Here is a 12,043-nt window from a genome sequence, read left to right as displayed (position 1 = left end):
ATGGTGATACCACGTGCTTTTTCTTCTGGAGCAGCATCGATCTGGTCGTAGGCTTTCGCTTCGCCGCCGAATTTTTTCGACAGAACGGTTGCGATTGCTGCGGTCAGGGTGGTTTTGCCGTGGTCGACGTGACCGATGGTGCCTACGTTGACGTGCGGTTTAGTCCGCTCGAACTTTTCTTTTGCCATTTTGATTCTTCCTCAGAACAAAGTTTTTAAATGTGCGGCCGGATGATCTACCCGGCCGCAAAAATTACAGAATTACTTAGCTTTCGCGGTAACGATCGCGTCGATAACGTGCTTAGGCGCCTCGGAGTAGTGCTTGAACTCCATGGTGTAGGTTGCACGGCCTTGCGTTGCGGAACGCAGGGTGGTCGAGTAACCAAACATTTCCGACAGCGGTACTTCGGCTTTGATGATCTTGCCGCCGCCGCCTGGGATTTCGTCCATGCCCTGCACCATACCGCGGCGGGACGACAGGTCGCCCATCACGGTACCGGCGTAGTCTTCCGGCGTTTCCACTTCCACTGCCATCATCGGCTCCAGAATGACTGGATTGGCGCGACGGCACGCTTCTTTGAATGCCATCGAACCGGCCATGCGGAATGCATTTTCGTTCGAGTCAACATCGTGGTACGAACCGAAGGTCAGGGTAACTTTGACGTCGACCACTGGATAGCCTGCCAGAACACCGGTGTTCAGGGTTTCGCGCACGCCTTTTTCAACCGCAGGGATGAATTCACGTGGAATCACACCGCCCTTGATTGCGTCGACGAACTCGAAGCCTTTACCTTGTTCCTGTGGTTCCAGGGTCACCACCGCGTGACCATACTGACCACGGCCGCCCGACTGCTTGACGAACTTGCCTTCGACATCGCTGACCGATTTGCGGACGGTTTCGCGGTAAGCAACCTGTGGTTTGCCCACGGTGGCTTCCACGCCGAATTCGCGCTTCATACGGTCAACGATAATTTCCAGGTGCAGCTCGCCCATACCACCGATGATGGTCTGGCCCGATTCTTCGTCGGTCTTCACGCGGAACGACGGATCTTCCTGTGCCAGACGGTTCAGTGCCAGACCCATTTTTTCCTGGTCAGCCTTGGTTTTTGGTTCCACAGCCTGTTGAATCACTGGCTCTGGGAAGACCATTTTTTCCAGGGTGATGATCGACGCTGGATCGCACAGGGTTTCGCCGGTGGTCACGTCTTTCAGACCCACTGCTGCAGCGATGTCGCCCGCGCGCACTTCTTTGATCTCTTCACGCTGGTTGGCGTGCATCTGCAGAATACGGCCCAGACGCTCTTTACGGCCTTTGACCGAGTTGTACACGGTATCGCCAGCGTTGATCACGCCCGAGTACACGCGGAAGAAGGCCAGCTGGCCAACGAACGGGTCGGTCATGATCTTGAAGGCCAGCGCCGAGAATTTCTCGTCGTCTGCGGCTTTACGGGTAGCTGGCTCGTCGTCTTCATCGGTGCCTTTAACGTCAGCGATGTCGATAGGCGATGGCAGGTACTCGATGACTGCGTCCAGCATGGCCTGTACGCCCTTGTTTTTGAAGGCGGTACCGCACAGCATAGGAACGATCTCGGAAGCGATGGTACGGTCACGCAGCGCTTTTTTGATCTCGGCTTCGGTCAGGTCGCCTTCTTCCAGGTACTTGTTCATCAGGTCTTCGTTCGCTTCAGCAGCGGCTTCAACCATCTTCTCGCGCCACTCGGCAGCCGAATCAGCCAGCTCAGCAGGAATATCGACGTAGTCGAACTTCATGCCTTGCGAAGCGTCGTCCCACAGGATCGCTTTCATCTTGACCAGATCGATCACGCCTTTGAAGTTGTCTTCGGCGCCGATCGGGATCTGGATCAGGACTGGGTTAGCCTTCAGGCGTGCGCGCATCTGCTCGTACACTTTGAAGAAGTTCGCACCGGTACGGTCCATCTTGTTGACGAAGGCCAGACGTGGCACTTTGTACTTGTTAGCCTGACGCCATACGGTTTCCGACTGTGGCTGTACACCGCCCACTGCGCAGTAAACCATGCAAGCACCATCCAGCACGCGCATCGAACGTTCCACTTCAATGGTGAAGTCAACGTGGCCTGGGGTGTCGATGATGTTGATGTGGTGTTCTGGGAAGTTGTTCGCCATGCCTTTCCAGAAGCAGGTGGTCGCAGCCGAGGTAATGGTAATACCGCGTTCCTGCTCCTGCTCCATCCAGTCCATGGTGGCGGCGCCATCGTGAACTTCACCGATCTTGTGGTTCACGCCCGTGTAGAACAGAACGCGTTCGGTGGTGGTGGTCTTACCTGCATCGATGTGAGCGGAGATACCGATGTTGCGGTAGCGCTCGATGGGGGTCTTGCGGGCCATAATTAATCCTAAATCGTTTAATGGACAAAACCGAGCGCCATTTTTTGGGAAAAAAATGAGCCCGGCCTCGAACAACGTATCACAGCCAGACCACGCAGGATCTGGCCGATTTTATTAGAAGCGGAAGTGCGAGAACGCCTTGTTCGCTTCAGCCATGCGGTGAACTTCGTCACGCTTCTTCATTGCACCGCCACGGCCTTCAGCGGCTTCCATCAGCTCGCCTGCCAGACGCTGTGGCATGGATTTTTCGCTGCGCTTGTTCGCAGCTTCACGCAGCCAGCGCATGGACAGGGCCATACGACGCACTGGGCGGACTTCAACCGGCACCTGGTAGTTGGCACCACCAACGCGGCGGGATTTCACTTCAACCAGTGGCTTGGCGTTGTTCAGCGCGGTGGCGAACACTTCCAGCGGATCTTTACCGGATTTTTGGGTGATGTGCTCGAAGGCACCGTAGATGATGTTTTCTGCAACCGATTTTTTACCGGACAGCATCAGAACGTTTACGAATTTGGCGACATCAGTGTTGCCGAATTTTGGATCCGGCAGGATCTCGCGCTTGGGTACTTCACGACGACGTGGCATGTCATTTCCTTTTATCTTCAGTTGAGTGCCTTGCGGTCACTCGCGGCGGCCATCATAGCCAACCACTTACTCGGTCTCGCGACCGGCTCAACTCAATTAATGTAGATTACTTCTTCGCTTTGGCGCGCTTGGCACCGTATTTCGAGCGAGCTTGCTTACGGTCTTTCACGCCCTGGGTATCCAGTGCACCGCGAACCATGTGGTAACGCACACCTGGCAAGTCTTTTACACGACCGCCGCGCAGCAGAACAACGCTGTGTTCCTGCAGGTTGTGGCCTTCACCGCCGATGTACGAAATAACTTCGAAACCGTTGGTCAGACGCACTTTGGCAACTTTACGCAGTGCCGAGTTAGGCTTCTTAGGAGTGGTGGTATACACACGGGTGCACACGCCACGTTTTTGCGGGCTGTTTTCCAGCGCCGGCGATTTGCTCTTCACGACCAGTTTGGTACGTGGTTGGCGAATCAGTTGATTGATGGTTGGCATCGTTCTAAACCCAACTAAATAACAACATTAACAACCCGGTCAGAATGCCGGGGACAAAAAACCTTCTCTCGATTTATTGGGCCGTCGGAGGCGCAAACAGCCACTCTCATGGAGCAGCCAGATTCAACGTATACGATGTGCAGAATAAATTGAGAACTCGCGAGTATAGACGTGAACCCAGGCTCAGTCAATCAATTTCGCGGCGGAATGCGGCTTCCAGAGGGGAAGCCGACACTAGCTGAAAGGTCAAGAAACACTTGATAATAGCAAACAATACCATAGCCCTAGCCGCCCGAATGCGATCCCTGTTGCGCCCTGCCCCCTTGTTTGTGCTTGCCAGCTACCTGCTGCTGTCGCTGGTCCCCTGCGTGCCGCTGTTGCTCGGCAAGCAAGTGCCCGAACTGAGCCACATCCTGCTGGTCGAGGCGCTGGCCTGGCTGGCCGTCTGGGGCGTGCTGAGCCGCCCGGCCTGGTTCCACTGGCTGCTGATCCCGGCCTTCCTGGCGCTGCCGACCGAGATCTACCTGTTTATTTATTACGGCCAGGGCATTTCCACCCACCACCTGGGCATCATTGCCGAAACCAGCCCCAAGGAGGCGATGGAATTCCTGGGCCGCAAAGTGTGGCTCATGGGCGCCGTACTGATCGGCGTGGTGGCCTGGTGGATCGCGGTGCAACTGGCCGCCCGCCGCAGTCCCATGCTGGCCTGGCGCGGCAAACCCCGCTGGATGGCGCTGGCTGTATTGGCCGTGCTGGCCACCGTGTGGGCCTACGGCTGGGAATTTGGCGTGCGCGGCAAACCGGCGCCGGCGGCGGCGCACACCAACGCCAATGCCAACACCAGCCCGGCGGCCGGCTCCGCGATCGGCTCGGCGCTGAGTTCCGCGCTGCGCTTTGTCGGCATGAGTTCGGCGGACTCGGCCAGCGACGAGGAAGCCCAGGAAGAAGATGCGGTGGAAGACAAAGACCCCGATCATGCGGCCCTCGCCGGCGCCGGCCGCACGGGCTGGCAGTGGCCAGCGCTGCCATGGCGCCTGCGCTCGCCGCTGGCCTTCAGCGACTTTGCTGCCTCGTGGCCGTTCGGCCTGACCGCGCGCGGCGTCGATTTCTACCGCGAGCGCGAATACCTGGCCGACCTGGGCCAGCGCAGCAGCAGCTTTACCTTCAAGGCGCACCAGCCGGTGCAGAACGACACGCCGGAAATCGTCATCATGGTGATCGGCGAATCGTCGCGCTACGACCGCTGGGGCATCAACGGCTACGCGCGCGACACCACGCCGCTGCTGCGGCAGGAAGCCAACCTGGTGTCGCTGCCCGATGTAATTACGTCGGTATCGGCCACGCGGCTATCAGTGCCGGTCATCATTTCGCGCAAGCCGGCCATGCAAAGCCTCAAAGATGGCTTCTACGAGAAATCCTTCCTGACCGCGTACAAGGAAGCCGGCTTCAAGACCTTCTGGCTGTCCAACCAGATCTCGTTCGGCCAGTTCGACACGCCGGTGTCGGTGTTTGCCAAGGAAGCCAATGTGATCCAGTTCATGAACCTGGGCGGCTTCACCAACAACTCCAACTTCGACCAGATCCTGCTGGAGCCGCTGCAGCACGCGATTGCCGATCCCTCGCCGAAGAAGCTGATCGTGCTGCACACGCTGGGCAACCACTGGAACTACAGCCAGCGCTATCCCAAAGAGTTCGACAAGTGGCAGCCCTCGCTGTTCGGCATCGACAAGCCGGTGTACACCGACCTGAAGATCAAGCCGCAGCTCAATAACAGCTACGACAACTCGATCCTGTACACCGACTGGTTCCTGTCGCAGGTCATCCAGCAGCTCAAGGATACGCAGCAGCTGGGCTCCATGGTCTATGTGGCCGACCACGGCCAGACGCTGTATGACGGCACCTGCAACCTGGCCTTCCACGGCCACAACACGCAGTTTGAATTCCACGTACCGGCCGTGGTCTGGTATTCGGACGAGTACAAGGCGCACTATCCGGAAAAGGTGAGGCAGCTGCTACGCCACCGCAAGGCGCGGCTGGCCACTGAGAACATCTTCCACACGCTGCTCGACCTCGGCAACATCCAGTACGACGACGAGAAGCTGGAGTGGAGCTTCCTGAGCAGGCAGTTCAAGCAGCACAAGCGCTATGTCGACAGCTACGGCTGGTCCAACTACGACAACGCCGCCTTCAAGGGCGACTGCCGCGAGGTGATGGACAAGGGCAAACCGCTGAAACAGGAAAAGTAAACCATTCCGTTATCGCCACTAGCCCAGGTTCTGCAAGGCGTCCCTCAATTGCGGATGGCGGAACACAAAGCCGCTATCGAGCAGCCTTGCAGGCGCGACGCGTTGTCCTTCCAGCAGCAAATCGGCCTGCTCCCCCAGCGCCAGGCGCATCGGCCAGCCAGGCGTCGGCAGACCGCATGGACGGTGCAGCACCGATGCCGCCACCTTGCTGAACGCCGCTTGCGTCAGACTCTCCGGGGCGGTGAAGTTGCAGGCGCCCGCCGCCCGCGTGCGCCACAGATGCGCCACGCCCGCAATCAGATCATCCACATGTATCCAAGACAGCCACTGGGTGCCGCCACCCAGCGGGCCGCCCATGCCCAGCTTGATGGGCAACAGCATCATGGGCAGCGCACCCTGCGTCCCCAGCACCAGGCCGAAGCGCATGCGGGCGACGGCAACGCCATGGGCCTCGGCGCCGCACGCGGCCTCCTCCCACTCTCGGCACAGGTCCGACATGAACATCGGCTGCGGACCATTCTGCTCGGTCAGCACGGTATCGTCACCGCGCGGCTGCGTGCCGTAATATCCTATCGCCGATGCCGACAGCAGCATGGCCGGCTTGTGTTCAGCCGTGGCAATCCAGCTGACCACCTTGCGGGTCAGGCCGATCCGGCTTTGCCGCAGCACCGCACGGCGCGCCGCCGTCCAGCGCCAGCCCAGGATGCGCGCGCCCGCCAGATTAATCACGGCATCAAAACGGCGCGAGGCGGGTAGCTGCTCCATGCTGGTGACGCATTCAACGCGGCCATCAAACATCCACGCAGCCTGGCGCGCCTGCCTGGTCAGCACGGTGACGCGGTGGCCGTCGCGCAGCAGCGCCCGCACCAGGCGCTGGCCGATAAAGCCGGTCGCACCAGTCAGCAGGAAGCTGCGTTCAATGTCATCGAATTTCACGACAGGCGCGGTAGCCATGCGGCCAATCGCCCGCGCTGCCCACGCATCGCGCAGGCCGGACAGACCAACGCCAACGCCGCACAGCGCCAGGAACGCGCTCAAGCCGCCATGCGGCTGCCAGACCAGCGCGGTCGGCATGGCCAACTGCGCCGGCGTGCCGATCGCCAGCAACGCAATGAACGCGCCGCCATTCATCGCCAGCACCGTATGCGTGACACGTTCTGTCGCCGGCAGCAGGCGCGTACGGTCTTCCACCACAAAGTCCCACAGCGTCAGCAGGATTTCGGCACTGAACACCACCAGCAGCACCAGCGCCCACCAGCCATGGAACGCCCAGGACGACAGGCCGATAAACAGGGCGCTATAAATGAGTGCGCGCACCGCATGGATGGCCAGCTCACGCCCTGCTGTCGGCCGGCCCGGCAAGGCTTCGGTGAATTCATGGTGGTAGAGCGTATCAAACGCGCCCAGGCAGCCCTGCGCCGCCATCAACTGCAATGCCAGCAGATGGGTATTCATGGCGTCACCTCCCGGAACACGCCCGCCTGCGTGAAGGTGGTCCCAAACAGCAGATGGCGGATCTCGATGCGGATATCGAACTGGTTGCTGCTGTTGTTGCGGTGGCAGAGGAAGGTCTTGCCCGGCGTGAGCACGTCCGGTAGCGGCACGCGCACGCCGAACAGCTCCCAGAAATAGCCATCGCTTTCAAAATGCAGATTGCCGTCGCGGACCTCGAGCACCAGCTTCATGCCCAGTCCCATGCCCACGTACTCCAGCACCTCTCCTTTCGCGCTTTCGGACATGAAGGACGTGAACATGACCGGCTTGCGTGCATGGAGGCGGTAGATGCGCCGCTTGAAAATCGACGGGCAATTCTGCCGGGAGTACACCTGTATATCGACCGGGAAGTCCGCATCGTTATACGGCATCAGTGCGCCTTTGATGAACGGCATGCTCAGATAACCCAGTAATTTGCCGAAGCGTGAGCACCTGAGTTCCGAGAGGCTGCCGGTGTAATACAGCGGCTTGCCCGGCAAAGGGTTTTTATCAAAGCGCGCCTGGATATCAGGATGCAGCTGGCGCCACGCCGGCCCCAGGATCTTCTTGAACAATTCGCCTTCCGAGGGAATCATCATCATGTTGCCTTTCTATTTTTGTTTGCCAGATCTGTTTTGCATAGCCATAGCAATGGCGGCAGCATAAGCGTGAGGGCTGCCAGATCGAGCCAGACGTTGGTCCAGCAGTGCGCCCGCGCCGAGATCAGCATGTCCTGCGGCGCCCATACGATGAGGCCCAGTGCCAGCATCAGCCAGGCGTAGGCGTTCTTTTGCTGATCGCCGATCACCACCAGGCCGGCCATCCAGATGGCGGCCGCCTGCACTGTCGGGCCAAACAGCGCAAGCCACCACATATGCAGCGCCCGCCCTGCCTGCGACGCCTCGCCGCCAAAGAAGAAGTCCTCAATGCTGCGACGGTACCCATCCGTCAGTGGCATCCCCGCACACAACGGCAGCAGCACGCCAACCACAAGGTGCGCCGCGACGGCAATATACATCCAGCGCACCAGCAGCATCCTTTTCATGGCCGCCTCGCCGTCGTGCACGCACCATCGGCACAGGCCGAGAGGCGATAGCGGTTGCGCGCCAGGGCGCGATACATCGCCACAAACACCGGCCGCAAGACTGGCAACCGCAATGGCGCCACCTGCCAGCCACGCCCGATCGCAATGTACGCCGCCACCAGGCAGTCGATGCCGGTCAGGAGGCGGCCATCTGTAGTCCGCGCATGGATCTCCGTGTTCAGCGCCGCCATGCTGACGCCCAATGCCGATGGCGAGAAATCCGCTGCGGCGATATCGCAAAAATCAAGGCCGCCGGTTTTATCCTGCTGACGCAGACGTGCCATCTGCGCCCTGCAAATGCGGCAATTGCCGTCGTAGTACAGCGTTAATGCGGACATGCTTTTCTCCCTTAAACTGGTTTGTGCACCATCAGCCAATACACCACGATCAGCGCGCCGAAAGCGGGGACGCCCAGCGCGGTCCAGATTTTCTCGTAATGCCAGTAGCGTGCCGGCAGCGGTTCGTTAGTCCGCACCGCTGCCGATGCCATGTCGCGCATGCGCAGCTGCAGCCAGACAACCGGCAGCCAGCACGCGCCAGCCAGCAGATACAGCGCCACCGACCATACGATCCAGCCGGAGCTCAGTGGGAAGCCGGCCAGATGAATCATCCACAATCCAGACAGCGGCTGGATGATGATGGATGGTGTGGTGAACCACCAGTCGGCACGGGCAACCAGCCGCGTGACCACGGCAATCGCTGGCACATTGCGGGTGCGGTTGGTGAAGAACATATAAAAGGCCGTGCCGAAGCCGGTACCGAACATCAGGGTGGCGGACAGGATGTGCAGCCACTTGATCGCCAGATAGTCCATCATTTACTTCCTCTCCACATCAAGAGTATCAACGCCAGCAACGGCAGGTTCTTGCTCAGCGGGCCAAATGGATGCAGCCAGAATTGCGGCAGGCAGTAGCTCATGACTGCGGTGTAGCCGCCCACCAGCGCCAGTTGCGCAGCCCACAGCCAACGGCGCGGACGCAGCAGCAACAGCGTGCCGATTGCGGCATCGGTCACACTGGCCGCCAACAGCAGCGCTTCCTGCGCGTCCGGCGGCACGCCGCAAGCCGCCAGCCATGCACGGCTTTCCGCATGTGGCCAGACAAACCAGGAGACGAAAGCGGTGCACAGCCACAGTGCAGCCATGGCAAGCGTGAGCGCCGTTCCGGCCCAACCCCACACAGCAGCCGCACGTTGCGATGGCCGGGCGAAGCGCGCGGGATCGCGCAGCGGGCGGCCCAGCAGCGCGCCAGTGGGATGAGCGTCGGCGGTATTGCTGCCGTCAGCGCTTTGCTCCAGCATCAGCAGCGATTCAGGCGTCAGCACGCCGGACGGCATGCGCGCTGTAATGTGGGCCACCACGCGGGCCAGGGGCATCGGCAACGCCAGTACCAGCGCGGGCGCAGCCTGCATGCCGCGCCGCAGATCTGCGAGATAGCCAGCCAGGCTGGTCGCGCGCGGACCAACCACGGCCAACACGCCCGGTATGGCACGTTCCGCCATCACCAGCCTGACGATGACCTCGGCCAGATCGTCAACGTGAATGGGCTGTACCCGCGCACGGTGCGCCATCGGCATCGTCAGGATCGGCAGTGTGGCCAGCATGCGCAGCGCAATGCTGCTGGCGCCATGCTCGCCATAGACCAGCGAAGGCCGGATGACAGTTGCGTCCAGATCCCGCGCCAGCAGATCAGCGTCCGCCATACCCTTGCTGCGCCAGTAGCCGGTGGCGGCGTCAGGATGGCTGCCCAGCGCGGACAGCTGCACCACACGCCGCACACCGAGCCGCTCGCAGGCGGCAAACATGGCTACCGGTGCGGCGCGGTGCAGACGGTCGAAATCATCGTCGCGCGTCTCACGCAGGATGCCGACGCAGTTGACCACCGCATCAAAGCCCGCCAACAGCGGCAGCCAGTCCTGTTCCGCAACCATGCATCCAGCATCCGCTTCGCGCCATGCCGCTGGACTCTCGTCAGCAGGACGGCGGCGGCTCAGGCCCACCGCTGTGCAACCGGCCAGGCGCAAGGCTTGCAGCGCGTGACTGCCGATCAATCCAGTGGCGCCGAGTATCAGGACTTTCATGCCATATCCATCTGTTATTTCTGTAAAAACAGAAATTATTGGCCAAATTTTTTTAATCGCTGCCCAGCAGGCGTGCCACCTTGCCGCCCATTTTCAGGAAGCGTTGCATGGTGGCCGGTGGCAGATGTTTGTAATCGTCATAGGTGGTGGTCAGCATTTCCAGAAACGCCAGCACCTGGTCCATCTTGACCTTGGTGGCCTGCTCCAGCTCTGCGTCGCTCTCCGCCTCCACCGCGCAGGCGCGCAGCACGGTCAGCGTCGGATCGATCTCGCGGCGTTTGCGCTCCTCGACGATCACGCGGAAGATCTCCCACACATCCTGCAAGGCCACAAAGTGATCGCGACGGTCGCCCGCCACGTGCGTGATCCGCACCAGGCCCCAGCTTTGCAGTTCCTTGAGGCTGTTGCTGACATTCGAGCGCGCCACTGTCAGCGTCTCGGTGATTTCTTCCGCGTGCATGGGCTGATTGGCCAGGAACAGCAGCGCATGAATCTGCGCCACCGTGCGGTTGACGCCCCAGCGCGCACCCATCTCGCCCCAGTGGAGGATGTATTTCTGAATGGTCGGCGTAAGATTCATGATTTCTCTAATTTCTGTCGCTAGAGAAATCATAGGCCGCTTTTTTGGCAAAGTCAACGGCCTTGCAAGCGGTCAGCTCAGGATGCAGCTTCCGGCACGTTGGTCCCCATCCCTTCGGGCAGCAGCGGCATAACCTCGGCCTCTTCTTCCGCGCTGAGCCGGAACTCCGCCGCACCGACCAGCCCATCCACCTGTGCGGGACGCCGCACACCGACGATGGCGCCGGTCACGGCGGACTGCCGCAGCACCCACGCAATTGCCACGGCAGCTGGTGTCAGCCCGTGCCGCTCGCCGATGCGGCGGAAGGCTTCGACCAGTGCGAGATTGCGCGTCAGCCGTGGTTCCTGAAAATCCGGACTCCGGGTCTTGCGCCAGTCATCGGCCGGCAGACTGGCGATACGCTCGCGCGTCATGGCGCCCGTCAGCAGCCCCGATTGCAGCGTGGAGTAAGCGATGACGCCAATCCCGGCCTGCTCGCAGAACGGCAGGATGTCCGCCTCCACCGCACGCATCAGCGCCGAATAAGGCGGCTGGAGCGCAGCAATCGCGGTCACGGCCTGGGCGCGCCTGAGCTGGGACACATCGAAGTTGGACACGCCTATCGCCCGTAGTTTTCCCTGCTCGCGCGCCCTGGCCAGCACCGACAGTGCGGCCTCAATGCCATCATCCGGGCCGCCCGGCGGGAACGACGGCCAGTGCAGCTGATAAAGATCGATGGTATCCACCTGCAGGCGGCGCAGGCTGTCTTCTATCTCGCGCATCAGCGAGTCCGGCGACAGCGAGTGCGAGATTTGTCCGGTTGCGCGATCCCACACCAGGCTGCCCTTGGTGAACACCAGCGGACGGCGCGACGCCGGCACGCGGCGCAGCAGCTGGCCGACGATTTCCTCGGCATGGCCAAGGCCATACACGGCCGCCGTGTCGATCCAGTTCACGCCGCGCTCGACGGCATACTCCAGCGCGGCCAGGCTCTCGGCATCATCCTGCGCGCCCCAGCCGAACTCCCAGCCCGGACCAGCGATGGCCCAGGTACCCAGTCCGATAGGCGAAATCGTGAAATCGGCATTGCCGAGACGTTGCTGCTTCATGGCTGCATCCTTGATTGAATGAAAGCGCCAGTATCGTCCGGCAGATACGGTGTGA

13 protein-coding genes are annotated in these 12,043 nt (G+C 60.8%); 1 reads left to right on the top strand and 12 read right to left on the bottom strand.

All coding sequences use genetic code 11. The features are described 5' to 3' along the window. The 4 genes from BUA36_RS26865 to rpsL form a co-directional block, all read right to left on the bottom strand. On the bottom strand, nt 1-188 hold a 188-nt coding region (locus tag BUA36_RS26865; RefSeq protein WP_072788221.1), incomplete at its 3' end, for a GTP-binding protein. 72 nt (nt 189-260) lie between these two features. After that, nucleotides 261-2,366, bottom strand: coding sequence for an elongation factor G (fusA, locus tag BUA36_RS26860; RefSeq protein ID WP_072789462.1), 2,106 nt, complete (start codon nt 2,364-2,366; stop codon nt 261-263). Nucleotides 2,367-2,480: 114 nt separating this feature from the next. Then, entirely contained in the window at nt 2,481-2,951 is a 471-nt protein-coding gene (gene rpsG / locus BUA36_RS26855) for a 30S ribosomal protein S7 (RefSeq protein WP_072789459.1), read from the bottom strand. Nucleotides 2,952-3,057: 106 nt separating this feature from the next. Further along, nucleotides 3,058-3,438 (bottom strand): 30S ribosomal protein S12, encoded by a 381-nt coding sequence (gene rpsL / locus BUA36_RS26850; RefSeq protein ID WP_072789456.1) that lies wholly within the window; start codon nt 3,436-3,438, stop codon nt 3,058-3,060. 296 nt (nt 3,439-3,734) lie between these two features. Here rpsL and BUA36_RS26845 point away from each other — a divergent pair, with 296 nt between their 5' ends. Next, nucleotides 3,735-5,684 (top strand): phosphoethanolamine transferase, encoded by a 1,950-nt coding sequence (locus BUA36_RS26845; RefSeq protein WP_072789453.1) that lies wholly within the window; start codon nt 3,735-3,737, stop codon nt 5,682-5,684. A gap of 18 nt (nt 5,685-5,702) precedes the next feature. On the opposite strand, the gene BUA36_RS26840 is transcribed toward BUA36_RS26845, so the two are convergent. From BUA36_RS26840 to BUA36_RS26810, 8 genes are all read right to left on the bottom strand, one after another. After that, nucleotides 5,703-7,139, bottom strand: coding sequence for a TIGR01777 family oxidoreductase (locus BUA36_RS26840; RefSeq protein WP_072789450.1), 1,437 nt, complete (start codon nt 7,137-7,139; stop codon nt 5,703-5,705). Then, nucleotides 7,136-7,756 carry a DUF4166 domain-containing protein gene (locus BUA36_RS26835; RefSeq protein ID WP_072789448.1) on the bottom strand — a complete coding sequence of 207 codons (621 nt, stop codon included), beginning with the start codon at nt 7,754-7,756 and terminating at the stop codon, nt 7,136-7,138. Before BUA36_RS26835 ends, BUA36_RS26840 begins: the two co-directional genes overlap by 4 nt. Next, a complete protein-coding gene (locus BUA36_RS31355) occupies nt 7,756-8,202 on the bottom strand; it encodes a cell division protein (protein ID WP_229255822.1) in 447 nt (148 codons plus the stop codon). Before BUA36_RS31355 ends, BUA36_RS26835 begins: the two co-directional genes overlap by 1 nt. After that, complete coding sequence (locus BUA36_RS31350; RefSeq protein WP_229255821.1) at nt 8,199-8,579, bottom strand: thiol-disulfide oxidoreductase DCC family protein; 381 nt, start codon at nt 8,577-8,579, stop codon at nt 8,199-8,201. Before BUA36_RS31350 ends, BUA36_RS31355 begins: the two co-directional genes overlap by 4 nt. Before the next feature lie 11 nt (nt 8,580-8,590). Continuing rightward, nucleotides 8,591-9,055 (bottom strand): DUF2269 family protein, encoded by a 465-nt coding sequence (locus BUA36_RS26825; RefSeq protein WP_202413688.1) that lies wholly within the window; start codon nt 9,053-9,055, stop codon nt 8,591-8,593. After that, on the bottom strand, nt 9,055-10,320 hold the full coding sequence (locus BUA36_RS26820) for an SDR family oxidoreductase (protein ID WP_072789442.1): 1,266 nt from the start codon (nt 10,318-10,320) through the stop codon (nt 9,055-9,057). Before BUA36_RS26820 ends, BUA36_RS26825 begins: the two co-directional genes overlap by 1 nt. A 52-nt stretch (nt 10,321-10,372) precedes the next feature. Beyond that, nucleotides 10,373-10,900 (bottom strand): GbsR/MarR family transcriptional regulator, encoded by a 528-nt coding sequence (locus BUA36_RS26815; protein WP_072789439.1) that lies wholly within the window; start codon nt 10,898-10,900, stop codon nt 10,373-10,375. A 77-nt stretch (nt 10,901-10,977) separates the two neighbouring features. Further along, on the bottom strand, nt 10,978-11,988 hold the full coding sequence (locus BUA36_RS26810) for an aldo/keto reductase (RefSeq protein ID WP_072789436.1): 1,011 nt from the start codon (nt 11,986-11,988) through the stop codon (nt 10,978-10,980). Between the last annotated feature and the right edge of the window lie 55 nt (nt 11,989-12,043).

This window comes from Duganella sacchari (genome assembly GCF_900143065.1).
GTDB lineage: Bacteria > Pseudomonadota > Gammaproteobacteria > Burkholderiales > Burkholderiaceae_D > Rugamonas > Rugamonas sacchari.
This window is presented reverse-complemented; position numbering and strand designations above follow the sequence as displayed.

Excerpts from the sequence above, each read along its gene's own strand:
- fusA (WP_072789462.1), bottom strand. The coding sequence starts at position 2,366 with ATGGCCCGCAAGACCCCCATCGAGCGCTACCGCAACATCGGTATCTCC.
- rpsG (WP_072789459.1), bottom strand. The coding sequence starts at position 2,951 with ATGCCACGTCGTCGTGAAGTACCCAAGCGCGAGATCCTGCCGGATCCA.
- rpsL (WP_072789456.1), bottom strand. The coding sequence starts at position 3,438 with ATGCCAACCATCAATCAACTGATTCGCCAACCACGTACCAAACTGGTC.
- BUA36_RS26845 (WP_072789453.1), top strand. The coding sequence starts at position 3,735 with ATGCGATCCCTGTTGCGCCCTGCCCCCTTGTTTGTGCTTGCCAGCTAC.
- BUA36_RS26840 (WP_072789450.1), bottom strand. The coding sequence starts at position 7,139 with ATGAATACCCATCTGCTGGCATTGCAGTTGATGGCGGCGCAGGGCTGC.
- BUA36_RS26835 (WP_072789448.1), bottom strand. The coding sequence starts at position 7,756 with ATGATGATTCCCTCGGAAGGCGAATTGTTCAAGAAGATCCTGGGGCCG.
- BUA36_RS31355 (WP_229255822.1), bottom strand. The coding sequence starts at position 8,202 with ATGAAAAGGATGCTGCTGGTGCGCTGGATGTATATTGCCGTCGCGGCG.
- BUA36_RS31350 (WP_229255821.1), bottom strand. The coding sequence starts at position 8,579 with ATGTCCGCATTAACGCTGTACTACGACGGCAATTGCCGCATTTGCAGG.
- BUA36_RS26825 (WP_202413688.1), bottom strand. The coding sequence starts at position 9,055 with ATGGACTATCTGGCGATCAAGTGGCTGCACATCCTGTCCGCCACCCTG.
- BUA36_RS26820 (WP_072789442.1), bottom strand. The coding sequence starts at position 10,320 with ATGAAAGTCCTGATACTCGGCGCCACTGGATTGATCGGCAGTCACGCG.
- BUA36_RS26815 (WP_072789439.1), bottom strand. The coding sequence starts at position 10,900 with ATGAATCTTACGCCGACCATTCAGAAATACATCCTCCACTGGGGCGAG.
- BUA36_RS26810 (WP_072789436.1), bottom strand. The coding sequence starts at position 11,988 with ATGAAGCAGCAACGTCTCGGCAATGCCGATTTCACGATTTCGCCTATC.